This window comes from Hymenobacter cellulosivorans, from assembly GCF_022919135.1.
Classification (GTDB): domain Bacteria; phylum Bacteroidota; class Bacteroidia; order Cytophagales; family Hymenobacteraceae; genus Hymenobacter; species Hymenobacter cellulosivorans.
In genome coordinates, this window is sequence record NZ_CP095049.1 from 4,701,108 (window position 1) to 4,725,043 (window position 23,936).

The following is a 23,936-nucleotide window of genomic DNA, read 5'->3' on the forward strand; positions in this document are numbered from 1 at the left end:
CTTTTGGGCCGGCCTCCTCTATGCACCATCAGATTCTAATCGATTTCTCACTTCATTTCCTTCATTGTCATGCAGCTTTCCTTTCCCCGACTGCCCCAGTGCGTCGTCTTGTCAGCCCTGGCCCTGGGCGCCTGTAAAAAGGACGACCCGGTAGCCAGCTCGCCCAAACCCAAAGCGGCCTTCGCCTACACGGCCAGCGCCTGCCAGAGTGTATGCCCGGTGTCGTTCCAGAATACGTCGCAGAACGCGAGCAGCTACACCTGGAACTTCGGCGACAATACCACCAGCACCAGCACCGACGCCACTTTCAACCACGCCTATGCTCAGGCCGGCGTGTACCGCGTGAAGCTGACGGCCACTGGCGCCGGGGGCGCCGATACCACCAGCCAGCGCATTACTGTGGGCGTGCCTACTGGCTGCATCCGCCAAATTATTCCCGTCACGAATGCCATTACCACGGCTACGACCTGGGAATCGTGCAACGTGTACGTGGTGGATGGCGACGTGGGCATCAGCAACATCCTGACGCTGCAGCCCGGTACGGTCGTCAAGTTTAAGCCCGGCAGCGGCCTTACGCTGAACGGCGCGGGCCGCATCGAAGCTGTCGGCACGGCCAACGCACCGATTGTCTTTACCTCGGTGAAAGACGACGCCCACGGTGGCGGCACCAACGCCGATGGCGCCTCGGTGCCGGCCCGCAAAGACTGGGACCACGTCAACCTGAACGGTAAAAATGGCTCCCGCCTGGAGTACTGCGAGTTTCTGTACGCCGGCGGTGGGGGTACCTACAGCTACGCCCTGGGCCTGAGCGGCGGCGAGGCTACCATCCGCAACTCCACCTTTGCCCACAACGCCGGGGGCGGCGCCAGCATGCGCGGCGCCCTGAACGCGGGCGAAGCCTCGGCCAACGTGGTTATCGACAACAACACGTTCTACGACAACGAGATGCCTTTGCGCGTGAGTACGCTCTTTAGCCTGGACAACTCTAACTCGTTTCATAACCCTCAGAATGCCAGCCAGAAAAACGATTACAACGGCATTTGGGTGGAGGACCCCTCGGCAAGCTCCCTGCCCCTGAGCTGGAACGAGACGGAAGTGCCCTTCGTGCTGGACAACACCTACTGGCAGTCCCAGCTGACCCTGGGCCCGGGCGTGACGCTGAAGCTGCTGCCCAACGCGGCCATGCAGTTTGGCAGCGGTGGCTACCTCACGGCCCGCGGCACGGCCGCACAGCCGGTTATCTTTACCTCCTACAAGGACGATGCCCACGGCGGCGACACCAACCACGACGGCAGCGCCTCGGCCCCGGCCAAGAAAGACTGGCGCAATATCATCGCCGGCAGCAGCGCCGACTCGGAGTTTGACCATTGCCAGTTCATGTACGGCGGCAACGGGGGCAGCACCATCAACCTGTTTGCCTGCACGGTCCGCATTACGCACTGCACTTTCGCCCACAACGGGCAGGACGACCAGATAACGGAAGGCACCGTGGATGCCTCGCGGGCCAAGGCCGGCACCGTTATTCAGGACAACGTATTCTACGACAACGTCCGCCCGCTCTCTATTGCCTCCAGCTTTGATCTGGACAACTCCAACTCATTTCATAACCCACAGAACACCAACGAAAAAAATCAGTTTCAGGGCATTGTCGTGTACTGGGACGTCAACGCTACCAAACAGAGCGTGAACTGGGAGGAAACGGAAGTGGCCTACGTTAATTCGCAAAGCATTGACCTGGTGGCCGGCAAAACCCTGCGCCTGGGCAATAGCGTGACGCTTAAGTTCCTGCCCGGCACGGAGGTCTTCCTGCGCGAAAAGGCCGAGCAGCTCCAGAATGCGGCCGGCACCGGCGTTGCCTTCACGTCCTACAAAGACGACACACGCGGCGGCGACTCCAATGGTAATGGCAGCGCCGACAGCCCGGCCAACAACGACTGGAAGGGCGTGTATGCCGGCACCTGGCAAACCTGGGCCACTATTCACTACGACAGCCACTAGCCCCGCTCAGGCCCGGCTTAACTCTCGTAGCCAGGCTCCCCTCTTGTTTCTTCCGGCCCGCTACGCCCCTCGCGTAGCGGGCCGAATACCCAAAAAGATTGGGGAAGCCGCCCAAACAATGGTGGTGGCTTCCCCAATCTTTTCTGGCTTTTGCTTTTTTACCAATGAACCCTACCGTTCCCTTTACCCTGGCGACCTCGCGCCTGATTCTGCGCCCCCTGCAGCCAACCGACCTGGTTGCTTTCAGTGCCTGCCAGGGCGGTCCGGAAGAGGCCCGCTACCCGAGCTGGGAGTCCTTTTTCCGAACTCAGGCCGCCGAATTTCTGGGGCAGCACGGGCAAACCGGCGTGCCCGCCGCGCCCGGCACCTGGGCCCCGATTGGCATTGCCGGGCGCCGCACGAATATGCTTTTAGGCAACTGTGCCCTGCAACTGTATGCTCACGATCCGGGCACTGCTGAAATCGGGATTACGCTGGCGCCGGCCGTGCAGGGCCGCGGCTATGCCCAGGAAGCCCTGCACGGCTTGCTGCACTACTGTTTCGCGGAGCTAAAGCTTCAGCGGGTGGTAGCCATTACGGACTCGCTGAACCTGGCTGCCGCCCGACTACTGGAGCGGGTAGGCATGCGGCAAGAGGTCCATTTGCGAAAAAACACCTGGCTGAAGGGAGCCTGGGGCGATGAGTACCGCTACGTGCTGCTGTTCGATGAATGGGACAGTTGGCAACTGCAGTAGTTAAGCTACATGAAAACCAGACACTTTCAAGCGCCTCGCTTTTGCCTTATAATCAACCGATTATTACAACTTTTCAACCACTTAGGCATTTCGCAGGCCGGCGTTCGTGGCGACCAGGCGTGTTATAAGCTCTGAACCCTGCAAAAGCAACAAGGGCCCGGCAATGCCGAGCCCTTGTTGCTTTTGTACATATAGCACGTTCAAATGCCGCCCGTAGTCGGCACCGGCAGTGTATCGGGTGCTGGTTTGGCTCCCACGCAAAGGTCGTTGAAGTCGCCGGCCAGCACAATCGTGCACCGGTGCTCTGCCAGGCCCCGATGCGCGGGAGCTGGCTGGTTGCTGGCCCGAACCTCGTAGTAGCCGCTAAGCAACTGGCGCTGCGGATCATACGCCGTGATAGTAACTCCGCCCGTGAGCCGGGAGCCCACGCCACGGAAGCGCAGGCGGCTGACGCCGCTGCCGGGCTTTTCCTGGCAGGTATAGCAATACGTAACGCGGCCGGGCGCGGCGGGTACCGTGGGGCAGCGCAGCTGGTACGTACCGATCCAGCCCGGTAGCAGCTCGGTCCGGTCGATGCGGAAATGAACGGCGTCGAGCAGAGACGAGAACTGCAGCCGCAGATATTGCTGACCCAGCCTAGCCCGCCCCGTATTGTGGGGGGTGTGATGAATCTGGCTCTGGCAGCGGCCCGGGACCGGAAAATAGAAGTAATACCCCATGGCCACTACCGGAGCGGGGCCGGCAGCGTCATAAGGGGTAGCCCGGAATGAGATGGGCATGGGACCCTCCTCCTGGAGCGGTAGTGGCTCCGATGACTCTGACATAGTGTCTAATAGAAAAAAGCGCGGCGTATTCCCGAAGCTGTCTGGCACGGCGGCACTTCGCATGTAGGCGCGGGGCGGGAGCAGGCAGCTTACTGGTAGTGTAAAATTACAGCCCCCTTTTGCGGCGGAGTTTCCTCAAACGGATTCCCATTTGTGCCTCCCGGATTTTTGGCCGGCGCTGGGCAGCTCACCCACCCAATTCTATGTCGCCCTTAGCCACTTAGCTGCCCGCTAATAGGCTTGCCGGGCGGGTCCGAAAGTCCTGCAGAGGAAAGTATGACTCCGTTTCGCGAAAGCCAGCCAGGAAAGGGCCGCTTAGTTTTGCATTCACTTCCGGGGCTGGCCTAACGGCCTGCAACCGCCGTCCTAGCCGACCAGCACCGGAACTGCCACCACGTAAAATTTTCGCCTAACTCTTATCTGGCACCCGTAATGAATCCTCATTTTGTACACGCCTTTCTGAATGGTATGGCCTGCTTAAACACCCAAAACAAAAAGCAGCTTCGCCCTTCGGAGCCTGCCCAGACTGCTCCGGCCGGACTAACCAAAACGGGCCCCGACAACTGCCACTACCGCCCCGGCAAAGAGCTTCAGGCCGGACTCTGCTAAGCCCAGGCTAACATCTTTGTGTGGACCGGCGAAGTTGGCTTTGGCAGGTCGCTGCTAACCATTGCCGCTCCCGCATTTGCAGCTTCCCCATATCAATTCCAAGCCGGAATCTACCGTATCAGAGCCGGACGGGCCTGGTGGGCAATATCGGCAACGCTTTCCCGACTTTGGGGCGTAACATGTTTGTGCGATTGCCACGCGTACGGGGAAAGGCCAATTTTGCGGTGCCCACGCTACTTATTCTTACACGGTACTTACCAGGAATGCTTATGCAACCCTTCTTCCAATTTCGCACGGCCGAATTTACCGACAACTGCCAGACCACGCTGCACCAGCAGGCGGGCCTGCTACAGGCCGATTCGACGTGGCAAAGCGACAATGGGCAGTTGCAGTTCACGGACCATTTCCTGCTCGGTGGCGTGCAGCTCACCACCATGCGCGGCAACCTGAAGCAGCCCCTGAAGCTGGAGCTGGACGTGGAGCGCCCCTGGACGGCCATGCTCTACCAGCTCGACGGACAGATCAACTCCAAGTCCTGCGCTATGCGCCCGCTCCATATCGGGCACGGCCACCAGAACGTAATGGGCGACGAGACGACGAAAAACCACTACACCTTTCAGGGACAGGACTACGCCAGCTTCTCGGTGCACGTGGAGCCCGAGTTTTTTACCCAGCTGGTCGTTGGCAACGAGGAGTGGCTCACCATTCACCGGGCCCGCCTGGACCGCATCGACCCCTTCGTGCTACTGCCCCCGGGCATCGGTATTTCGCCTAAGCAGCGCGCCATCATCCAGCAGATTATAGAGTGCCCGTATAGCGGGGCCCTGAAAAAGCTGTTTCTGGAAGCCCGCTTCCTGGACTTGTTTATCGAGCAGCAAACCCTGCTCACCCAGATGAAAACCCGCTCCTCCTCGCGCGACCGGGACACGCTGCATGCCATCCGCGACTTTCTCGACACCCACTACGCCGAGCCGCCGAGCCTGCTCGAGCTGGCCCGCCTGTTCGGCACCAACGACTTCAAGCTCAAAAAAGGCTTCCGCGAACTGTTCGGCACCACCGTCTTTGGCTACATTGCCGAGCGTCGCCTCACCGTGGCCTGGCAGCTGCTCACCCTCACCGACCAGCCCGTGCAGGAAGTCGCCGAAAGCGTCGGCTTCGTCAATGCCGCCCACTTTGCCACCGCTTTCCGCCGCAAGTTTGGGCAAACGCCTTCCCAGGTACGCCGCGTGCCCCACGCCCACTACGCCGACCTGGTAAGCATGCGGTAAGCGGATTCCCAGCTGCTTTGCCTATTCGAATGTCGGGGCCGGAGTTCTTTCCCGACCTCCCATCGACATTTATCCCTAGCTATATTTCACCTGATTTAGGCCATGAAGACTACACCCGCACTGCTACTTATCGACATTCAAAAGGCGTTTGACGACCAGGCCTATTGGGGTGGAAATAGAAATAATATGCAGGCCGAAGCCAATGCCGGGCGGCTGCTTACGCACTGGCGGACGCAGGGCTGGCCGGTCATCCACGTAAAGCATGACTCCAGCAGCCCGACTTCGCCCTTGCGCCTAGGCCAGCCGGGCAACGAGTTCAAGGACGAGATGAAGCCAATTGCAGAAGAGCCGGTTTTCGCCAAGTCGGTGAACAGTGCTTTCATTGGCACCAATTTGCAAGCTTACCTGGAAGAACAGCAGATTCACACCCTCGTCATTGCCGGCCTTACTACCGACCACTGCGTGTCGACCACGACCCGCATGGCGGGCAACCTGGGCTTCGAAACCTACCTGGTTGCCGATGCTTCAGCCACGTTTGACAAACAGGGCTTCGACGGGCAGCTCTACCCCGCCGAGCTGGTTCACCACACCGCCCTGGCCAGCCTGCACGGCGAATTTGCCACCGTTCTGACCACCGACCAGGTGATAGATAAAATTACTTCGAAACTCGCTCTACAGAGCTAATTCCACACCCTTTTGGTAAGTACTCAGGCAAAGCCGCGCCGTTAGAATCCGGTAGAGAAAAGGAAAAGTCCGTTTGGAAAAAGCCCGCAGCAGCTACGCCCGGTAGCTTTGTATCAGCAAGTTAGCCAACCTCGCGAGTGTACCTGGCGCACCATTTCGCCAAGCGGCGAGTGGCAGCCTTGCCAGCCTGCTTCCACCCTTCTCTTTTCCATCTAACCGTTGTTCGTCATGCGTCTGCTGACCACAATTACCGCTGCCAGCGTGCTGGTGAGTCTGCTGGCTTCGTGCCAATCCAATTCCTCTTCCAAAGATCAGGACCCCACGCCCACGGCCGCGCAAGGGTATCTGAAAGTAAACTTCGACGGCCAGACCAAGGTGTACTCCGATGCCCGCATCAGTGTTGGGCAGATGGGCTCTATCAAGAGCCTGACAATTACTGCCGGCTCGACGAGCAAGGACTACCTGACCATCTCCGTATTCGGCTCCACCCCGGGCAACTACCCCTACCGCACCGACCTCAACATCTACGAGCAGGTCAGCCAGGTAGAGTACCAGATTCACGACACGAAATTCAACAACTACAAGGCCCTGCTGTGCCCCACCACGTCAGACTACTACTCTACCACCGGCCAGGTGCAGCTGACGGAGTACGTGGCTGGCAAGCGCGCCAAAGGCACCTTTTCCGGCGAACTGCTCGACCAGAATGCAGAGGACGAGTGCTCGAAGGCCGGCAAGTCGTTTAGCGGCGAATTCTCCGTCGTAGCGCCCTAGTGCGCCATTCGGCAGCCGGAATTTCTACCGCTGCCGGTGCAATTTTCTGCTCTCTGAAATCACGCTTTTCCACTCTCTTTCTACAGCTATGAACACAACTTCCTCTCTTTTCTCCCCCAAAGTGGCCATTATCGGCGGGGGGCCGGCCGGTATCGTGGCGGCCAAATCATTGCTCGAAGACGGCCTCACGCCGGTACTCTTTGAGCAAAGCAACGGGCTGGGCGGCCAGTGGAACCAGGGCGCCGCCCACAGCGGGCAGTGGCCGGGAATGCCGGCCAACTCCTGCCACATCAAAATGTCGTTTTCCGATGCCGATTACCCCGCCGGCACGCCCATGTATCCGCCCACTGAGCAGGTGCTGGCTTACCTGCGCTCCTATGCCGAGCGGTTTGGCGTGAATGCCCACGTGCGCTTCAATACCCGCGTGGAGCAGCTTAGCCGCGGGCCGCAGGGCCAGTATCTGCTTCAGACCGTAAATGAGGCCGGGGAGCGACGCACGGAGCTTTTCTCACACGTCATCGTGGCCTCGGGCCGCTACAACAAGCCCTACTACCCCGCCACGCCGGGCCTCGACCAGTTCTGGGGCCGGGTGCTGCACTCCTTCGACTACCGGGGCCGGGAGGAGTTCCGGGGAAAACGCGTCTTAGTAGTGGGCAACAGCATCAGCGGGCTGGAAATTGCCAGCGACGTGGCCAGCGCCGAGGGCACGCAGGTGATTTCCTCCTGCCGCAAGCCCCGCTACATTGCCCGCAAAATCATGCACGGCGTGCCCACCGACCAGCTAGCCTTCACCCGCTTCGGCGCTTATGCCAACCAGGCCCTGCCCCCGGCCGAAGCCGCCGAAGGCCTCCGGCAGATTATCCTGAGCGCCGTGGGCAACCCGGCCGACTACGGGGCCCCACGTCCGGCCGAGAGCCTGCTCGAAGCCGGCGTGTCGCAGTGCCAAGACTACCTCGACCACGTGGCCGCAGGCCGCATCCAGGCCGTGCCAGGCGTGGAGTCTTTCACCACCACCAGCGTGGTGCTCACCGACGGACGGGAGCTGCCCATCGATGCCATTATTCTGGCCACGGGCTACGATTTGAACCTGCCCTATTTGAGTGAAGAGCTGCGGCGGGAAACCAACCTCGACGACAAGTTCATTGACCTGCACGACTTCACCTTTCACCCCGCCCTGCCCAACATGGCCTTTATGGGGATGTTCGAGCAGATTGGCTCCTACTTCGTGTCGGCCGAGCTGCAGGCCCGCTGGATTGCCGGCTGCTGGAGTGGGGCCTGCATGCCGCCCACGGCCGAAGAAATGGTCGGCGGCGTGGCTGATTTCCAGCATTTTCGCCAATATCGGCGCATGTTTACCTGTCAGGAAGCCGCTGAGCTGTTTGCCGGCAACCTGGGCGTGGCCCCTGCCCTGTCCCGCTACCCAGAGCTGGCCCAGGAGCTATTTTTCGGTATGCTGGCCCCGGCCCAATTCCGCATGGAAGGCCACGGCAGTCAGCCCGACGCCCGTGCCCGGTTCGAGCGCAACGTGCGCTACTTCACGGATGGCCAGCCCATGCCCCTAACGCCGCAGCACCTGCAGCAACTGCAGATGCTGGCCGCCCGCCTGCCCCAGCACCAGGCCCTGCAAGAGCTAGTGCAGCAGCTACAGCCCGAGCTAGTAGCCTAGCAGCGGCTGGCCCCGGCTTCCGTTTCGCTCGCGCTCCTCTGGCCGGAGGTTCGTGGGCGGGACGTGTTGCTGCGTACCGTTTTTGTTTACAAAGCAAAAGCCCCGTGCCGGGCAGATAACAGATTTGTTGTCCGCCCAGCACGGGGCTTTTGCTTTGCGGGCTTTATTGTAGCAAGTTCAACAGTCTAGCCGGTGGAAGAAGTATGAGTCAGGTGGAGAACTCAGCCCGCACTTACCACGAACACTCCTACTTGGCCGCGGGCTGAGCGGAACTTCGGCCGATAATATCGAGGATAAACGCTGTTTTGCCTTCAACGTAACTCTCTATAGCATAAGGATGCTGCCGGGCTAATTTGCGCTTAAGCGCGGCATATGCCTGGGCTTGAGCCGGGTGAGTTCGTAAGTAGTTGCGCAGGGTCAGATGGTTGGTCAGGCTGGCGCTGCCGGCAATGCACACGTAGAGGTGGTGCGCGGGCCAGCTGCGACGGGGAGAAATATAGGGCACAGTTTCATCAAGCCGTTTAAATGCCTCCCGCTCCGGAATGCCCTGGTCGCCCGCGTGCTGATAGCCCAGCCCGGCCAGCTTCTCAACCAACAAGGCCAGTCGCCCGGGCGACTCAATTATCAGGTCAATGTCCAGAATCGGTTTGGCGGCCAGGCCGGGCACGGAAGTGCTGCCGACGTGCTCAATGGCCCGTACCCACGGCCCTACTTCAGTTGCATACACGTTTTTCAGCTCCTCAAACCAGGAAGGCCAGGCCGGATTATAGTCTACGATTTCAATGGGTTGCATCAAGTTGACTTTTGCGGTAAAGCACGTGCGGGCGCATTGGGTGGCCCGGCGACAGAAGTGGGTGCTCAAAGGTTTCCGGGCCTTGTTTTACCATACCCAGGCGCTGCATAAGCCGCTCCGAGCGGTAGTTTCTGGGAATGGTGTAGGCCACGATTTCGGGCAGGCCCAGCTCCTGAAAGCCAAACGCCAGGGCGGCCGTAGCCGCCTCCCAGGCGTAGCCCTGGCCCCAGTACGGGCGGGCCAGCCGCCACGCCACTTCGACGGCCGGCGTGAAGAACGACTCGAACGGCACGTGTTTTAGACCACAATAACCGATGCAGTGCGCCAGGCCGGGTATTTCTACGGCCCATAAGCCCCAGCCCGTAGCCGCTATGTGCGCCGAAAGCCGGGCCTGCAGCGCGGCGCTTTCTTCCCAGCTTAGCACGGCCGGAAAATGCTCCATTACCTCCGTATCGGCATTCAGGGCGGCAAACGCGTCGAGGTCTTGCGGACGCCACTGCCGCAACAGCAGCCGCGGGGTAGACAATACGTGGGGAAGTAGTTTCTCCATTCTTTTGGTTTAACTGATTTAAATGAACTCTTATGTCAAGGGTGCCAGGCAGCAGGACAAGGGGTGACAAACCACTTCTCCTCGAGAATACCAGCCTCCAACAGCCTTTTTATTAGCGGATGGCCTACTGATAGGGCTTGCTTTTCCAGGCGTACAGTAGATAGTCCGTGGCTACGGGCTCTGTTCCTTGGTGCCGACACTCGGTGGCAATCTGGGCCCGGTGGTAGGTGGAATGATTAAGGATGTGAAACAGTAGATCCTGCCGCGAATCGGCCCGGGCCAGACCGGTGGTAGTCTGGTAGTGCACCAGCTCCGACAGGCTCGCGTGACGAATAAGCCACAGGGTATTCTGATAATTCACGGTTTCCGTGTCCTGGAGCCCGGCCGCCAGGTTTGCTTCCTCAAGCTGCCCTGGGGTAGCGGCCCGGCGGTTCCACACGGCATGCACCTGCTGAATGTGGCCGAGCAGCTCCAGGGCTTTGGAGGAGCTTTTCGTCTCCTGGATCAACAGCGCTTCTATCACCCGCAGGTTGCTCTGGTAGTTGTAGTCGAATAGCTTTTCGAAGAAAGTAGTCATCGGTTGAGGCTGGGTTGCGGAGCCCGTAGCTTGTGTAATCGGCGGGCCCCAAAAAGCAGGCGGAAAAAATAGTACGCCCCGCTCGGCCGCCACCGACGGCCAGGCGGGGTTAGCACCTGTATTGGGCAGAGCCCTGGGGGTCACTGCCGCTGCAGTACTGCTATAAGCCGGCTGCGGCCACCAGGCTGCCGGTCAGTAGGCCGCGCTGGTGCAGAAAGTCGAACACGAGCCGGGCCACTTCCGAGACGCGGTGCCGGTCGGCGTAGCTGAGCCACTGCATTTCCTCGATTTCGGCCGAGGGGTGCAAAACGCCCGCATACTCGGCCGAGTAGCAGCGCAGCCGCACCAGGGTGCCCGCCGGCTGACCGTGAGCCGGGGCCTCAAACTCGCCGAGCAGCTGCACCGACTCAGGAATCAGGTCGACGGTGAGCTCCTCGCTGATTTCGCGGCGCAGGGCCTGCTCGTCCGTTTCCCCGGCTTCCCGCTTGCCGCCGGGAATGTAGTAGATGTCGCGGTTGCGGCTGCGGGCCGTCAGGATCTTGCCGTTCTCAACGCGTATCCAGGCTAGTTTATCAATCATGGCAGTAAGCAAGTAGTAGCGGTTGGTTCAAGTCGGAAGCAGAAGTATAAAAAAGAAAAGCCGGCCGGGCCAGCTGCAAGCAGCTAGCACGGCCGACCGTAGGGCCTTATTTATCCCGCACCAGGCGTACGGGCAAATGCGCGGGATTGTAGCCGACCGGGTACGGACCGAAGGCGGCGAAGGAGTCGCTGGGCAGCTGGATAATCTTGAAGGCTACCGGGTTATCCTCGGCGTTTCTCTCCGCCGTCCAGAGCAGGCAGTTCGCGCCTTCCCCGTTGGGAGTGCCGTTGACGGCCTGCATATTGGCCGGCACCGCCGTAAAGCCCGAGCTGTTGGTGGCGTAGCCGTCCTGCTTCAGCCAGCCGGTGGTGGCCATGAGCTTGCCCAGCCGCCGCTTCGATTCCAGGTCCGACCCGTCCGTCGATTCCCAGCTGCTCATAACCAGGCCCTGGGAGGCCAGCAGTTTCACGTAGTCGTCCTTGGTCGGAATGCGCCAGCCGGCGGGCACCGGAATCGTGTTCAGGTCGGCGAATTTGAGGAAGGTACCGTAGTGGGGCTTGGTGTTGACTTTGATGCCCCCGTCGCCCGCGTAGTTGACGCTCATCCACTCCTGGGTGCCAATGACGACGGTGGGATAGTACAGGCTCCCAACCTTGACGTAGGGTCCCGTGGCCGGCGGCGAGGTGTAGAGCCCGTCCGGGTTGGTGGGAGGCGCGTCCGTCCCGCTCACCTTCTGATACCGCACCGAAAAGTGATTCGTGCCATCTGCGCGTTGCGCGTCGAGGAAGTTGGTAGCAGTCGGAAAGGTTGTGGCCTGGGGGCCGTAGAGCACGCTGATATAGGCGTCAATGTCCTTGCGGATGATGGGCGACTCCTTATAGCCCGAATACTTGTTGCTGAACACCCGTACGGTGCCGGCCTGGGCGTGAAAAATCAGGGACGCGGGCGTGGTTTTGTACTCCAGCGTACCGGTAACTTTGGAGAGGTACTGCTTGGTTTCGTCGCCGTTGATGTACACCTGCGAGGTATACTCCTGGGCATTTTTGCCGTCTTTGGTAAAGACCATCGTGCGGAATTCGCGGTAACCCTGCTCGCCCTGGAAGGTCCCCTTTTCCCAGTTGGTCGTCAGCGGCTCGGCGTTGTGAGCGGCAAACCAGGTACCGACCAGCTCATTGGGAATGGTAGTGAACGGCGTGTTCGGCAGCGGCTCGGGGTCGGTAGTCGGCGGGTTCGTCGTCGGGTTGGCCGGCGCGGCGCCGTCTTCTTTGCAGCCGCCGAGCACACCGGTCAGCAGGGCGAGGGGTAAGAGGAGGGTGAAGATTTTTGTTGATTTCATAGCGGGTAAAAGGTTGGAGGAGCGAGAAGTAAGGAAGTGAGCCATGCGGCCCGGTATTATTGCCGAATCAGGTGCAGCCGCACAACGCGGGCATCACCGAGCGTGACGTTGAGCAGGTAGAGGCCCGGAGCCTGGTCGTGGAGAGGCAGCGCCGGGGCATTGTCGGCGGCGGCTACCTCGAAGCGGCGCACGAGGCGGCCGCTCAGGTCGGTGAGCGTAAGGCTGCGGATGGCCTGGCCCGTATGGTTTGCCAGGTGCACCACGCTGGTAGCCGGATTAGGAAATAGCTGGAGCGAGGCCGTTAGCTGGGGCGGGGCGCTGGCCAGCGCTGTGCCCGCATCAAGCCAGTATACCAGCGGGTCGGTGTTCTGCACCATGTAGACTTTGCCGTCGGCAAACTCGGCGAACTGCTGTACTTCGCGGAGCCCACCCACCCCCACGCCCAGCCCATTGCGCAGCAGCGTCCACGAGCGGCCATGGTTTCGGGACATCAGAGTACCGCCGGTATTCGGCAGGCCCTGCCGCGAGTTGAACCAGGTACCGTTGCGGGCGAAAAAGAAGGTATTCAGCGGCTCCCGAAACCACCAGTTTTGGCCGCTGGTGCCCCCACGCACGGTCCAGCCGATGGTTGGGTCCGTTATCTGGCTCAGGCTCTTGGCGAAGTTGCCCATCACCCCAATGCCCTGATAGGCGCCGGTGAAGCTGCACAGCAGGGAGTCCTGGGGGCTTACCGCCAGGGCCGTTACATCGAAGGCCGATACCGGGTCGGGCCAGCCGGGGCCCGCGAGGCGAATCGGCAAATACTGCCAGTGCAGGCCGTCGTCGAAGGACATATACAGCCCAGGTTGGTTTTTTACTACCTCATCCGTAACAGTGGCGTAGAGGCGGCCCTGACTGTCGGCGGCCACGTGATTCACAAAGCGCCCGGCTCCCAGCCCGGTGTTGCGCGCACTCCAGGTTTGCCCGTTGTCGGCGGAGAAAAACACCCCGCTGCCGACTTCGTTGCCAGCAGCATCAAGGGCCCCAGTGCCTACGAGCAAGCCCCCCTGCGGCGCTGCGGTCATAGCCACGACCGGGTAAACAGTGGCCAGCCGGGTTGAGTCCCAGTTGAGCCCGCCGTTGCGGCTCCGGTATAGTTTACCCACGCCGCCAGCCAACAGCAGCCCACTGGGCGTGGCAAAAATGGAGGTCACATAGTGGGCCCGCAGCGCCAGCGTCCAGGTGCGGCCCCGATTGGCAGTGCGCAAAACTCCGGCCTCCACGGCGGTTATCAGCGTCGAGTCGCCGGTAGCGGCCAGGCCCATTTTGGGCCCGTACGGAAACGAGTGAGTGGTTTGCCAGGCCGTTGGTATTTGGGCTTGGGCGCTGGTAGAGCCTACGAATAGCAAGAGTAGGCAGAAGGCCGCCCGGAAGGTTGCCTGGGCAAGCCGGGGCCGAGGGGAAGAACTCATGGCAAAAGCAGTTGAAGAGGTAGCACCGATGGGTCGGCTCTCGCGCCGGAATAGCAGGCCTGGGCGGAAGTGTTTATCGATGCTGCAAAGCTAGAGCACCGCTTTTCCAAGGACTTTTGCCAAACGGATTACAACTTGTCCCTGCCGGATTCAAACCGGCAGCGGAAGCGAAACGCGGGGGCAAAAACCACCAGAGGCTAGCTCAGCGGGGCGTTTTATCACGCACGGTCTTGTCGCCCAGCAGCTCTTGAATACGGGTTAGCGGAAGGGCGGCCTGCCGGGGCTGGGTGGAGTAAAAGAGGATACTGTCGTCCTGAATCACGGCGGCCCAAAGCACCGCGTCATGCTTGGTCAGAACCACGTTTTCCAGAATGCTGGCCAGGCCCCGCACATAGGAATGATGCACGGTGGCGCCGGTTCCGGTGCTGTCCGGAGCCTCGTCGCTAAGCTGGGAGGAGCCGGTAAACAGGGCGTAGTCGGGCCCCACCAGGCGGCGTAAGGCCTCGTCTTGGGGCTCAGTCAGAATTCCCAGGCTGCGCATGGTGGCTACTCTAGCGGCCTGCTGGCGGAATTCAGCCGCTTTGGTATAGCGGCCCGCGTAGGTAACGCCCACGCCAGCGTCGCAGGTACCGGCCAGCTGCTCGACCCGGATGATGTTGCCTTCCAGCTCAAAGCGCAGGCGGCAACCGGCGGTTTCCTCGGCATTGCCGGTGAAAGTAGCCGTGTTCTGGTAGATGGTGGCCGAGCCCGAAAGCTCCCCGGTATGGGCTCCATCGTAGGCCGACAGCGCAAATTTGAAGGTACCGTCCCGGCCGGGCGTTATCGTTAGGTTCGAGGCGGCAAAGGTTGACTTCAGCTGCCAGCTGCCCTCCCACTCTTGCGGCGTTGCGGTGGGTTTGGCCAGTGAAGGTTCGAGCGGCAGCGGAACTACCAGATTCGTGGGAGTGGCAGCCGCGGCTAAAGCCGAAGGTAGAATTCCCTGGGGCGTGTTTTCCGGGCTACACCCCAGTAGTACGGCAAGCGCCAGGCACCAACGCAACTGGCGGGGCGCGCCGGACTGGCGGCGAGTTAACCGCGGCTTAGTCATGGTAGTCACAAATCAGGGTGCGTTTGAACTGCACCACGCGGCCCTCAAACAACACGAATTCATACTGCTCATCATCGGCCACCTTAGCCGGCGGGCAAATCACCAGGCTCTGGTAACGCGGGTCGGCCAGGGTGATACGGTGCTGGTAGCTCACGGGAAAAAGACGTTGCAGGGCCGTTAGCGGGTCGCCCCGCCGGATGCGCCTGTTGCCAACTTCCACGCTGAACTCGGCTCCTACCGGCCAGCTTTGCATAAACTGCAGCCGGCCTCCGCGGCGCAGATACACGGCCCGGTCGTAGACCTCGTACACGGCTGCCGTATCAGCTGCCCGCAGGCAGGAGGCAATATCGTCGGTGAAGCCAAAGGTGGAATCAGCCGCGCCCAGGCGGCGTATCACATCGACCCGGCGCTGCACCAGCGGGTGCTCATTTATCCGAATACTGGCCGGGGGCACGGTGTCGTAAGCTTCTACTTCCGGGCGCGGTGCTCCCGTCAGGCTGGCCGCCACCGGCAGCGGGACACCCGGAGCCGAGTCAGCGGAAGCTGCCGGGGCGCTTGTTCCCAAGCCCTGCCCAGAAGTTGCGGACGGTTGCTCAGCCGACTGGGGCGCCGAAAGTTCGCAGCCGGCCCCAAGCAGAAGTAAGGCCAAGCCCGACGAATAAAGAAAGGCCCAAAACCGGGTCGAAAGGAAGAAGGCAAGCACGGGAAAGGGAGTAGAAGTGAGCTGCCAGCACGGTTGCGTGAAGCATGAACAAAGCTACCGGGCCCTGGTCGCGGGGACTTTTGCCAGCCGGATTCCCGCTTTTCTGAGCCGGATTTTTTGTTCGATGTCCTCCTCCGCCCCCACCCCACTCCCGGTTTAGAGGCGCTGCATGGCCTTTTCCAGGGCTTCGTCGCGGCCGGCCAGCACGTCTTGCTTGCGGTTTTTCACCAGCACCTGCGGGGCCAGCCCGATGCCTTCGTAGCTCTGCCCGTCGGCGGCGCGGTAGTCGCCCACGCTCAGGCTCACGATCCAGCCGTTGGGCAGCTCCCGCCGGGTGGCCTCCGAGAAGATGCCGTAGGTGGAGTCGCCCAGCTGCGTCACGTTCGGGTTTTGGCGCATGGCCAGCGTGAAGGTTTCGCCCGCGCTCTGCGTAAAACGGTTGGTAAGCAGCACCACGGGCTTGCGGTACTGCCAGGCGCCGCCGGGCTGCACGTACCACTCTACCCGGGGCGTGAAATCCTGGTGGCCGGGCCCGTTGCGCCAGCGGCTGGTCATGAAGAGCTTGCGGGCCGAGGCAAACCGGCTGGCCACGAGCTGGCTGCTGCGGTCATCCCCACCGGTCAGCTCCCGCGCATCCACGATGAGACCCTCGGTGTCCTTTAACGCGTCCAGGGCCTTCCCCATGGCTTCCTCGTAGAATTTGGGGGAAGCGCCCAGGCTGAGCAAGTGCACGTAGCCCAGGCGGCCGTTGGCGAGCGTGCCATACGTAACGTCGTTCCCGATCTGCTGCGCATTCTTTAGGTAGCGGCTTTTCACCACGCTCAGATCGAAGTCCGTTTTGGCGTAGTGCTTGCCACTGTCGTAGCGCCGGGGCGGGTCGCCGGGCGTGGCAATCCAGACGTGGCCGTCGTTGAGGTGGTCGAGCAGGTGGCCCACGATGCCCAGCAGCTCGGCCTCGGACGTAGCGGGCGTCACCTGCGGACGATACTGGGCGTAGAGGCCGTTCCAGTCGACGCCCCGCACCTCGAAGCTGCCGTAAAGCTGATCGAACTCGCGCCAGAGCAGGTCGAAGTTTTCCTCGGGCGTATTCGTGACCTGAGGACCCACCAGCATTTTCTCGCAGCCGGTCCCCGTTAGTAGCAGCAGGCCCAGGGCTACTGCCCGAGCTAGTTGTTTCGTTGCTTTCATAGTAGATGCCGGACGTCGGCCTAGAAATGATAGATAACCTGCAGGTTGCCCTGGTTCGACAAGCTCGTAATGGAGCGGGGCCGGCTATAGTGAAACCACTCGACCTGGTACTGCAGGCCCAGGCCGAAATGCGGGCTGAGTTGGGCCTCGTAGCCGACCTGCAGCTGCAGGCGCTGCAGCCGGTTCCAGGTGGCCAGGCGGGTTCCCTGGCTGAAAAACAAGTGCGCGTAGCTGCGCTCCGGGTACGACAGCACGTTGCTATAAGGCAGCCGCGACACCAGCCCGACCAGCGGCACAGCGCCCTGCAGAGTCAGCACGTGGGCCGGCCGCAGGTGCCACTCGCCGGCCAGGGCCAGATTCAGCGTGGCCGAGTTCAGGGCCCAGGTGGTCATGGCTACCCCGTCGGCATAGCTCACCTGGTCGTGCAGGCTCAGGCCGGCAAAGCTGCGCCACTTGTTGGCCGGGTTGGCAGTGTTTACCCGGCGCAAGTAGCTAATCTGCACGGAGCCCTGGTAGAGGTCGGGGGCCAGCACCAGGGTGCTGCGGGTGGTTTCGCCGGTTATTTTTTCGTCGGTGAAGATGTAGGTGCGGGGTCCCAGGGCCGGGGCAGTAAAGGAGCTGGTGCCGGCCTGCACTTCGGCCCGAAAGCGGCTGCGCTCGGAAATGTGGGCGTAGGTCAGCTGCAGGCCCGCGGGGTTGGCCACGTACATCAGCGGCGAGGCCTGCAGATCTTTCACTTTCCGGTTTCCCAAAGTAGGCCCGACGGTCAGCTGGTTTCGGGTGGCGAAGCCCGCCGGCGCATCCTGGGCCAGGAGGACGCCCGGTAGCGCAGCCAGCGCCAGGGCAAGGCAATAGGTTTTCATAAGAGGTTCAACAGGAAAAAGCACGAATGACCAGGGCAAGCCGGTGGCAGCTGCTCTGAAAAAAGCAGGAGAAAAGACAGGAAGGAAGCGGGTTACTGGCGGGCGGCTGCTTCCGCTTTTTTGCGGATCAGGTCCTGGGCCAGCTGCATTTCGGGGTCCGTGCCGCTGAGGACATCGGCGGCGGTGGGCTCCACTACGTAGTCGGGAATGATGCCGCGCTCCGGGTGGCTGCCGGGCTGGGCCATGTAGTAGCTCCACACCGGCAGGCCCATCGTGATGCCGCTGTGGGGCAGGTTGACAAAGGCAAAAAAGCCGCTGTTGTCGCCCCCGGCAGCCCCGCCGGTTTCCTGCCCGATAAACGTGGCTCGACCCTGAGCCCGGACGGCGGTGGCAAACTCGGCCGTGGCCGAGAAGCTCCAGCCGTTGGTCAGCACGTACACGTCGCCGACAAAGGCTTTTTTCTGGGGCTGCTGCCGTTTCAGGCCCTGGCGGTGCCGGTATTCGTAGGTGCCGTCTTTGGCCCGGCTAATCAGCAGGTGCCGGTATATCCCGTAAAACCATTCGCTGTGGACTTGCTCCTGAATAGCCACCCGGCGCGGATGGGTCGTAATGCGGCTATAATAGCTGAAGGGCTGCCGGGCCAGGTAGGAATACAGCAGGGAGCCGTAGCCGTCCATGCCGCCCTCGTTGTTGCGCACGTCCAAGATCAGCGCCTTGGTGCCGCGGGCCCGCAGCTGGCGGAAGGCCGAGGCCAGAAACTTCTCGAACGGTTCTTCCTGCTCGCCTACCCAGAAATGGTCGATGGTCAGCGTAGCCACGTCGTTGGGCAAGAACTCCAGGCGCACCGGGTAGCGCGGAGCCGGGGCCCGCTGCTTTTCCACGGCCTTAATCGTGGCCAGCGTGGTGGCGGGCAGCTCGGCCTGGGCCAGGCGCCCGTCGGGCTGCCGGTACTGCACCGTGTAGCGGTCGGCGGCCTGACCGAAAGCCGCGTAATAACCGGCAAAGAAGGCATCGAGCTCCAGCCATTTGGCCGTGGTAGTGGCCCCGTCAGCAAACGACACGTAGGGCAGCAGGCCGGTCAGGATATCCCCCACCGGGCGGCCGTTGATCTGCAGGATTTCGGCCCCGGGCGGCACGATATTCCTACCATCATAGGCATACAGCGCGTAAGCCCGGCCGCCGAGCAGGTGCAGACGCAGCGGAAACAGCTGACTGGTGTGGTACGGGTACTTATCGTCGCGCTGGGCGGGAATGAACTTGGTGTGGCCGCACCGCAGCTGCACCATCAGCGGGGTGAGCATGGCGTAGTAGGCTTGCTCGCTCAGCGGGGCTTGGAGGCGGCCATACACGCTGTCGAAGAGGGCATCGAACCGGGCCTTGGGCGTGTAGCGGTACACGCCCGGGTGCACCTGCTCCAGGGCGGCGCGGAACAGGCGAAAGTCGGTCTGCTGCTGCTCGACGGTGAGCTGGCGCTGGGCGGGCTCATCTTGGCTGAATACCATTCGCGGGGCCCCGAGCAACAGAACCAGCAGCAGGGGCCAAATAGTCGTTTTCATAACGAAAGAGAAAGTGGTTGTCTGAAGCTGCAAACGTAGGCAGCCACACCAGGCGCGTCGTCCGACCCGGCGAATTCAGACCCCTATTTCCGACTGTTTGGCGTATTCCGACGGAGTCACACCCGTTATTTTCTTGAAAACGGCGTTAAAGGTAGCCTTGGAGTTGAAGCCCGCTTCCTCGGCTATTCCCAGGGTGCTGTAGTGGGCGTAGCGCGGGTCGCGGAGCAGGTGCTTCACCTCCTCCACCCGGTACTCATTCACGAAATCGTAAAAGTTTTTCCCGAGCTGCTCATTGAGCACTTGCGAGAGACGATGCTTGGGCAGCTCCAACTGCCGGGCCAGCTCCTGGATAGTAAGGCTATTCTGGCGGTAGGGCTTGTGCGCCCGCATAAAGGCGAGCAGGGCGTCGGCTACTTCCTGGGCCTGCTCCGGCGTCAGGGTCGACTTCTGGTACTTGGCCGCTGGCGCTGCCGTTGTATCCGGAGGCGCGGGCAGGGCCGCGGGGGTCGGCTCCAGTGCCACTACCAAGGCAGCCGCACCGACGTTTGGCCCCCCGGCGGCCGCACCTGGCGGAATATCCTGCTGGGCGGAGCTAAACAGCTCGGGTTGCGCCAGGGCCCGGTAGCCAATCCAATAAATGAGGCCAATGACGCCCAGGTAGTGGAAATGGTAGACGTTGCTGATCCAAGACAGGCCCCACTTGCGGCCGTAAAAGGCGGCCACCCCCACCAAGACGATGCCCAGGGTGAAAAGCAGAAACTGCCGCAGCCAGCGCAGACGCAGGCGGGTCAGGTCCGAAAACTCGTCGCGTATCCGCTGGCCGTGGCGTCGCAGCGCGTGTAGGGCGGCCAGCAGGTAACCGATATGTTCCAGGTTGAGCAATTGGTTTAGCCAGCCAAAGTCGTCGCGCGAGGCGGCCTGGAAGTCACGGAGGTAGGCTATTTTGGCGGCGGCCGGCTGCAGGTAATACGGCAGCAGATAAGCCAGCACCAAGGCGAAGGGCAGCAGGTGCCAGGCATCGGCGCGGCGCAAGCGGGGCGCGGGACTGGTGAGCTTGCGGGTAAACAAGTAAAGCAACGGCCCAAACAAGCTGGGCAGCAGCCAGCCGATCCGGCTCAGGTGCGGAAAGGCCAGAAAGAACTCCCGGGTGTCGAAGGCCACCAGCACCGACTGCGCCGACACGAGTAGCATTAGCAGGGCCAACAGCCGGTTAGCCAAGGGATTGGCGTGGCGGGTGGCCAGCAGCAAGGCCAGGCACAGCCCCTGCGTGGCGCCCCCCACCAATAGAATCTGCAGCGCGAAAATTGACATAACGGCCCTTAATTGAGCAGGAAAAATACGTTATGCCGCGCGAATTCGCGCTGCGCCTCCTTCAGTTTCCAACCAGCATTTACTGCACGATCAGGCGGGTAGTATGCGTCCCGACCCGCACCAGATACTGACCCGGAGCCACATGCTGCACGTCGAGGAGAGTAGTACCGGCCGGCCACTGCCGCACGAGTTGGCCCAGATACGTAAACAGCCCTACCGGGGCCGCCGTCGGGCGGTACCGCAGCTGCACCGGCTTGGAGCGGGCAGCGGGATTAGGAAATACGGCCAGCGCGCGGCCGGAGGCCTCCTGAGCAGACTCTACCGGCAGAGGCTGGCTGATATCGAACTTCAGGCCCCAGTAGTCGCCGTAGAGCAGGCCGCCCCGGCTGGGCTGGGTTTTGTCGCCCGTAGCGGTGGAGGTGGACATGCCTCCGAGCAGGTAGCTTCCGTCGGCAGCGGGTAGCATCTGCATCAGTCGCGCGTCCCCGTCGCCACCCCAGCGGTGCGTCCATTGCTGGGTGCCCTGGGCATCCAGCTTCACCACGCCATACATGGCAGCAGCTCCTAAACTGCCCCCGAGCAGGCAGCCACCGTCAGTGGTAGGCAGCAGGCAGTTGAGCAGGTCTTCCTGGGGCGTGCCCACGGTCCGGTCCCAGAGCTTGGTGCCCTGCCCATCGGTTTTCACAACCCAGTAGTCCCAGCTGCCCAGTTGGGGCTGGGTTTTGTCGCCGCCGGCCGCGGAGGCGCAACGGCCGGCCAGCAGCACACTGCCATCGGCGCTTAGGCGCATATCAGACAGGTAGTCGCTGCCAGCGCCGCCGAAGGTCCGGTCCCAGAGCTTACGGCCCTGAGCATCGGTTTTTACCAGCCAGTAATCCCAGTTGCCTTGGCTCGCCTGCGTTTTATGGCCCGAAACGCCTGATTTGGAAGAGCCCCCGAGCAGGTAGCTGCCGTCGGCCAGCACCTGCACGCTGGCCAGCACCTCGGCGGCGCTGCCCCCGTAGGTTTGGTCCCACTGCTTGGTACCCTGGGCATCGACTTTCACCAGCCAAAAGTCGTTGCCACCCTGGCTGGCCTGGGTTTTCTGCCCCGACACGGGCGAGTTGGAACTGCCTCCAGCCAAGAACCCGCCGTCGGGCGTTGGCACCAGACTTAGCAGGTTATCGTCGCCGGTTCCGCCGAAGCTCCGGTCCCAGAGTTTATGGCCCTGGGCATTGAGCTTGATGAGCCAGAAATCGGTATCTCCCTGGCTGGGCTGGGTTTTGTCACCTGATATCGGGGAATTGGAATAGCCGCCTATCAGGTAGCCGCCGTCGGCGGTGGGCAGCACGCGCTGGGCCCCGTCGTAGCTGGTGCCGCCCAGGGTCCGGTCCCACTGCTTGGTCCGGTTGGCATCAAGTTTCACCACCCAGATATCTTCCCCTCCCTGGTTGTCCTGGCTTTTGTCGCCCGAGGCTGGCGAAACGGAAGTACCCACCAGAATATAGCCGCCATCGGGCGTGGGCTGCATATTGGCAAAGCGCTCCTCGTCGCTGCCGCCGACGGTAACATCCCACTGCTTGGTCGGAATTTGAGCCAGGGCGGAAGTAGCAAGCAACAGGCTACCGGCTAGCAGAGCGAATGAGAATTTCATAACGGTACAATGGGCAAGGGAAGAAATAGGCGAACCGGGGTGCCGCAGCGCCCCACCAGCAGCCAGCAGGACAGCTCCTTTGTTCTCCCTTCTGGCGCCTAGCAAAATTACCGGCCGCTACCGTCGCCGACCTTCGCCAAACGGATTCCTCCTTCTGTTTCTGGGATTATTCGCGGCGCGTCAACTGTGCCCCTGAGCCCCGGCCAACAGCCTTTACTGGCTGGCACTGGCCGGCTTCTCGCCCGTAGCGCGGCGTGGCAAACTGACGAGGCTGCCGTCTTTGCGGAGCAGGGTCAGGGAGGTAATGGCGCCGCTGGCGTCGGGCTGAAACTCGAAGCGCAGCTCTTCATCCACCACGAAGGTGTGCGGGCCCAGGGGCGTCAGGGCCACGGGGTAGCCCCGGTCGAGGCGGAAGAGGCGGCCCTGCTCCCGCACGATCTGCTCGAAATCAAAGCTGCCCACGTAGCGTTCAGCGGCAACCGGGTCGAGCGGGGCTGGGCGGTACAGGGCCCGCGCCGTTTCCAGGTCCCAGGTTAGCCGCTGCTTAGCTTCGGGGGTGGGAGCTTGTTCGATCAGGCGCTTCAGGGCTTCCAAATGGGCGGTTTCCAGGGCGTGAGTGGCTTTTACGGGGATGTCGGGCGGCACACCCACGCCTTCCCAGTTGGCCTTGGTCACCGCATTTTCGACGTGGGCAAAGGGAATGCGCAGCAGCAGCCGCTCGTTGACGGCCTTGCCCCCGACCGGGTTGGCCCCGCCCCGGGTGGTTTCGCCAACCGTAAGGCCGCGCTTCAACGCTTTCAGCTCGTAGGCCACCGCCTCGGCCGCCGAAAACGTGCGGGAACTGGTCAGCACGTACACGGGAGCCTGCTGCAACTTGCTTGGCACGCGCAGCAGCGTATCGGCACGCAGTTGGTTGCTGGCCGAATCGAGTTTCAGACGCCGCAGCCGGACTTGCACGGGCTGGCTGTACTCGTGCTCCACGTAGTCGCGGCTTACGATGTCATTCAGGTGCACAGGTTTGGGGAAGAAGTAGCCCAGCAGCAGGTCTTTGAGCAGACTGCCGCCCCCGTTCTGGCGAAAGTCCAGAATCACGGCGTCGCAGCCACTCAGGTAGGTCATGGCCCCGACGACTTGGTGGGCAGCCACGCTCTCGTCGGGAAAGGCGCGCACTTCCAGGTAGCCCACGTTGCCGGGCAGAATATCGACGCGGTAAAAGCCCTTGACGTTGATACCGCTTGGCCGGGGCGCGGCTGTAGCAGGCCGCGGCGCCTGCACCCGCCAGCCCACGTGCTGGTCGGGGCAGACGGTGCGCATGTCGGCCGTGAGGCGGGTAGCCAACGCGTGAATGTCGGTAATGGCGTCGTAGCGGCCCTTCTGCAGGTTGCGCAGCAGCAGCTGACTGGTTTTGCGCGCCACGGCCGGATAGATGTACTCCTGCTCGAACAGGGCCGCGCCGCGCTGCACGGCCTCGCGCACGAAGGCCTTGTCGATGGGCGCTTCGTTGCTGCGGATATGCTGGGCGGCGGTGGGGAAAGAAACCAGCAACAGCAGCAACACCTTGCCGGCTGAGCTGAGCCGGCGGAAAAGAACCGGGAGTGAAAAGTAGGGCATAACGGAAGGAGTTGATGAAGGCCCAAACCAACCTACCCCACCGGCCCCACCCAACGCCTTTTCACCAACGGCCCGGAATTAGGGCCCAACGACGGCTAGCCCGGACCAACAGCCACTGGGTTGCTGATTTGTCGTTCGTCCTG

At 61.9% G+C, this 23,936-nt stretch carries 22 protein-coding genes; 7 read left to right on the forward strand and 15 right to left on the reverse strand.

Features of this window, described 5'->3' with window-relative positions; all coding sequences use genetic code 11:
* Positions 1–69 precede the first annotated feature (69 nt).
* Together MUN80_RS19930 and MUN80_RS19935 are read left to right on the forward strand one after the other, a co-directional pair.
* Positions 70–1,998, forward strand: coding sequence for a PKD domain-containing protein (locus MUN80_RS19930; protein WP_244715613.1), 1,929 nt, complete (start codon positions 70–72; stop codon positions 1,996–1,998).
* Between the two features lie 164 nt (positions 1,999–2,162).
* On the forward strand, positions 2,163–2,732 hold the full coding sequence (locus MUN80_RS19935) for a GNAT family N-acetyltransferase (RefSeq protein WP_244715615.1): 570 nt from the start codon (positions 2,163–2,165) through the stop codon (positions 2,730–2,732).
* 200 nt (positions 2,733–2,932) lie between these two features.
* Here MUN80_RS19935 and MUN80_RS19940 read toward each other — a convergent pair whose 3' ends face one another.
* A complete protein-coding gene (locus tag MUN80_RS19940) occupies positions 2,933–3,556 on the reverse strand; it encodes a hypothetical protein (RefSeq protein WP_244715617.1) in 624 nt (207 codons plus the stop codon).
* A gap of 432 nt (positions 3,557–3,988) precedes the next feature.
* On the opposite strand from MUN80_RS19940, the gene MUN80_RS19945 reads away from it, so the two are divergent.
* The 5 genes from MUN80_RS19945 (at position 3,989) to MUN80_RS19965 (ending at position 8,554) form a co-directional block, all read left to right on the forward strand.
* Entirely contained in the window at positions 3,989–4,165 is a 177-nt protein-coding gene (locus MUN80_RS19945) for a hypothetical protein (protein ID WP_244715619.1), read from the forward strand.
* A 269-nt stretch (positions 4,166–4,434) separates the two neighbouring features.
* Positions 4,435–5,433, forward strand: a complete 999-nt coding sequence (locus MUN80_RS19950; protein ID WP_244715621.1) for a helix-turn-helix transcriptional regulator — start codon at positions 4,435–4,437, stop codon at positions 5,431–5,433.
* Between the two features lie 102 nt (positions 5,434–5,535).
* The gene (locus MUN80_RS19955; RefSeq protein ID WP_244715623.1) at positions 5,536–6,117 is read left to right on the forward strand and encodes a cysteine hydrolase family protein; all 582 of its coding nucleotides are present in this window, start codon (positions 5,536–5,538) and stop codon (positions 6,115–6,117) included.
* Between the two features lie 228 nt (positions 6,118–6,345).
* Positions 6,346–6,888 carry a hypothetical protein gene (locus MUN80_RS19960; protein WP_244715625.1) on the forward strand — a complete coding sequence of 181 codons (543 nt, stop codon included), beginning with the start codon at positions 6,346–6,348 and terminating at the stop codon, positions 6,886–6,888.
* An 88-nt stretch (positions 6,889–6,976) separates the two neighbouring features.
* Positions 6,977–8,554 carry a flavin-containing monooxygenase gene (locus tag MUN80_RS19965; RefSeq protein ID WP_244715627.1) on the forward strand — a complete coding sequence of 526 codons (1,578 nt, stop codon included), beginning with the start codon at positions 6,977–6,979 and terminating at the stop codon, positions 8,552–8,554.
* Between the two features lie 247 nt (positions 8,555–8,801).
* Here MUN80_RS19965 and MUN80_RS19970 read toward each other — a convergent pair whose 3' ends face one another.
* From MUN80_RS19970 to MUN80_RS20035, 14 genes are all read right to left on the reverse strand, one after another.
* Entirely contained in the window at positions 8,802–9,347 is a 546-nt protein-coding gene (locus tag MUN80_RS19970; RefSeq protein ID WP_244715629.1) for a GrpB family protein, read from the reverse strand.
* Positions 9,334–9,897 (reverse strand): GNAT family N-acetyltransferase, encoded by a 564-nt coding sequence (locus MUN80_RS19975; protein WP_244715631.1) that lies wholly within the window; start codon positions 9,895–9,897, stop codon positions 9,334–9,336. Before MUN80_RS19975 ends, MUN80_RS19970 begins: the two co-directional genes overlap by 14 nt.
* Positions 9,898–10,021: 124 nt before the next feature.
* Complete coding sequence (locus MUN80_RS19980) at positions 10,022–10,474, reverse strand: DinB family protein (RefSeq protein WP_244715633.1); 453 nt, start codon at positions 10,472–10,474, stop codon at positions 10,022–10,024.
* Between the two features lie 160 nt (positions 10,475–10,634).
* Positions 10,635–11,054, reverse strand: a complete 420-nt coding sequence (locus MUN80_RS19985; RefSeq protein ID WP_244715635.1) for an NUDIX hydrolase — start codon at positions 11,052–11,054, stop codon at positions 10,635–10,637.
* A 106-nt stretch (positions 11,055–11,160) separates the two neighbouring features.
* On the reverse strand, positions 11,161–12,390 hold the full coding sequence (locus MUN80_RS19990; protein ID WP_244715637.1) for an FISUMP domain-containing protein: 1,230 nt from the start codon (positions 12,388–12,390) through the stop codon (positions 11,161–11,163).
* 56 nt (positions 12,391–12,446) lie between these two features.
* Complete coding sequence (locus tag MUN80_RS19995; RefSeq protein ID WP_244715639.1) at positions 12,447–13,841, reverse strand: T9SS type A sorting domain-containing protein; 1,395 nt, start codon at positions 13,839–13,841, stop codon at positions 12,447–12,449.
* A gap of 202 nt (positions 13,842–14,043) precedes the next feature.
* Entirely contained in the window at positions 14,044–14,928 is an 885-nt protein-coding gene (locus tag MUN80_RS20000) for a hypothetical protein (RefSeq protein WP_244715641.1), read from the reverse strand.
* The gene (locus MUN80_RS20005; RefSeq protein ID WP_244715643.1) at positions 14,921–15,493 is read right to left on the reverse strand and encodes a hypothetical protein; all 573 of its coding nucleotides are present in this window, start codon (positions 15,491–15,493) and stop codon (positions 14,921–14,923) included. Before MUN80_RS20005 ends, MUN80_RS20000 begins: the two co-directional genes overlap by 8 nt.
* A gap of 294 nt (positions 15,494–15,787) precedes the next feature.
* On the reverse strand, positions 15,788–16,819 hold the full coding sequence (locus MUN80_RS20010; protein WP_244715645.1) for a S41 family peptidase: 1,032 nt from the start codon (positions 16,817–16,819) through the stop codon (positions 15,788–15,790).
* Between the two features lie 20 nt (positions 16,820–16,839).
* Positions 16,840–17,682 (reverse strand): hypothetical protein, encoded by an 843-nt coding sequence (locus MUN80_RS20015; protein WP_244715647.1) that lies wholly within the window; start codon positions 17,680–17,682, stop codon positions 16,840–16,842.
* A 92-nt stretch (positions 17,683–17,774) separates the two neighbouring features.
* Positions 17,775–19,238, reverse strand: a complete 1,464-nt coding sequence (locus MUN80_RS20020; RefSeq protein WP_244715649.1) for a S41 family peptidase — start codon at positions 19,236–19,238, stop codon at positions 17,775–17,777.
* A gap of 75 nt (positions 19,239–19,313) precedes the next feature.
* Entirely contained in the window at positions 19,314–20,549 is a 1,236-nt protein-coding gene (locus tag MUN80_RS20025) for a helix-turn-helix domain-containing protein (RefSeq protein WP_244715651.1), read from the reverse strand.
* A gap of 79 nt (positions 20,550–20,628) precedes the next feature.
* Positions 20,629–22,182 (reverse strand): T9SS type A sorting domain-containing protein, encoded by a 1,554-nt coding sequence (locus MUN80_RS20030; RefSeq protein WP_244715653.1) that lies wholly within the window; start codon positions 22,180–22,182, stop codon positions 20,629–20,631.
* 213 nt (positions 22,183–22,395) lie between these two features.
* Positions 22,396–23,793, reverse strand: a complete 1,398-nt coding sequence (locus tag MUN80_RS20035; protein ID WP_244715655.1) for a S41 family peptidase — start codon at positions 23,791–23,793, stop codon at positions 22,396–22,398.
* Positions 23,794–23,936: the final 143 nt, after the last annotated feature.

Bases quoted from the DNA above. Each gene is read 5' to 3' on its own strand.
- MUN80_RS19930 (WP_244715613.1), top strand. From the start codon at position 70: ATGCAGCTTTCCTTTCCCCGACTGCCCCAGTGCGTCGTCTTGTCAGCC.
- MUN80_RS19935 (WP_244715615.1), top strand. From the start codon at position 2,163: ATGAACCCTACCGTTCCCTTTACCCTGGCGACCTCGCGCCTGATTCTG.
- MUN80_RS19940 (WP_244715617.1), bottom strand. From the start codon at position 3,556: ATGTCAGAGTCATCGGAGCCACTACCGCTCCAGGAGGAGGGTCCCATG.
- MUN80_RS19945 (WP_244715619.1), top strand. From the start codon at position 3,989: ATGAATCCTCATTTTGTACACGCCTTTCTGAATGGTATGGCCTGCTTA.
- MUN80_RS19950 (WP_244715621.1), top strand. From the start codon at position 4,435: ATGCAACCCTTCTTCCAATTTCGCACGGCCGAATTTACCGACAACTGC.
- MUN80_RS19955 (WP_244715623.1), top strand. From the start codon at position 5,536: ATGAAGACTACACCCGCACTGCTACTTATCGACATTCAAAAGGCGTTT.
- MUN80_RS19960 (WP_244715625.1), top strand. From the start codon at position 6,346: ATGCGTCTGCTGACCACAATTACCGCTGCCAGCGTGCTGGTGAGTCTG.
- MUN80_RS19965 (WP_244715627.1), top strand. From the start codon at position 6,977: ATGAACACAACTTCCTCTCTTTTCTCCCCCAAAGTGGCCATTATCGGC.
- MUN80_RS19970 (WP_244715629.1), bottom strand. From the start codon at position 9,347: ATGCAACCCATTGAAATCGTAGACTATAATCCGGCCTGGCCTTCCTGG.
- MUN80_RS19975 (WP_244715631.1), bottom strand. From the start codon at position 9,897: ATGGAGAAACTACTTCCCCACGTATTGTCTACCCCGCGGCTGCTGTTG.
- MUN80_RS19980 (WP_244715633.1), bottom strand. From the start codon at position 10,474: ATGACTACTTTCTTCGAAAAGCTATTCGACTACAACTACCAGAGCAAC.
- MUN80_RS19985 (WP_244715635.1), bottom strand. From the start codon at position 11,054: ATGATTGATAAACTAGCCTGGATACGCGTTGAGAACGGCAAGATCCTG.
- MUN80_RS19990 (WP_244715637.1), bottom strand. From the start codon at position 12,390: ATGAAATCAACAAAAATCTTCACCCTCCTCTTACCCCTCGCCCTGCTG.
- MUN80_RS19995 (WP_244715639.1), bottom strand. From the start codon at position 13,841: ATGAGTTCTTCCCCTCGGCCCCGGCTTGCCCAGGCAACCTTCCGGGCG.
- MUN80_RS20000 (WP_244715641.1), bottom strand. From the start codon at position 14,928: ATGACTAAGCCGCGGTTAACTCGCCGCCAGTCCGGCGCGCCCCGCCAG.
- MUN80_RS20010 (WP_244715645.1), bottom strand. From the start codon at position 16,819: ATGAAAGCAACGAAACAACTAGCTCGGGCAGTAGCCCTGGGCCTGCTG.
- MUN80_RS20015 (WP_244715647.1), bottom strand. From the start codon at position 17,682: ATGAAAACCTATTGCCTTGCCCTGGCGCTGGCTGCGCTACCGGGCGTC.
- MUN80_RS20020 (WP_244715649.1), bottom strand. From the start codon at position 19,238: ATGAAAACGACTATTTGGCCCCTGCTGCTGGTTCTGTTGCTCGGGGCC.
- MUN80_RS20025 (WP_244715651.1), bottom strand. From the start codon at position 20,549: ATGTCAATTTTCGCGCTGCAGATTCTATTGGTGGGGGGCGCCACGCAG.
- MUN80_RS20030 (WP_244715653.1), bottom strand. From the start codon at position 22,182: ATGAAATTCTCATTCGCTCTGCTAGCCGGTAGCCTGTTGCTTGCTACT.
- MUN80_RS20035 (WP_244715655.1), bottom strand. From the start codon at position 23,793: ATGCCCTACTTTTCACTCCCGGTTCTTTTCCGCCGGCTCAGCTCAGCC.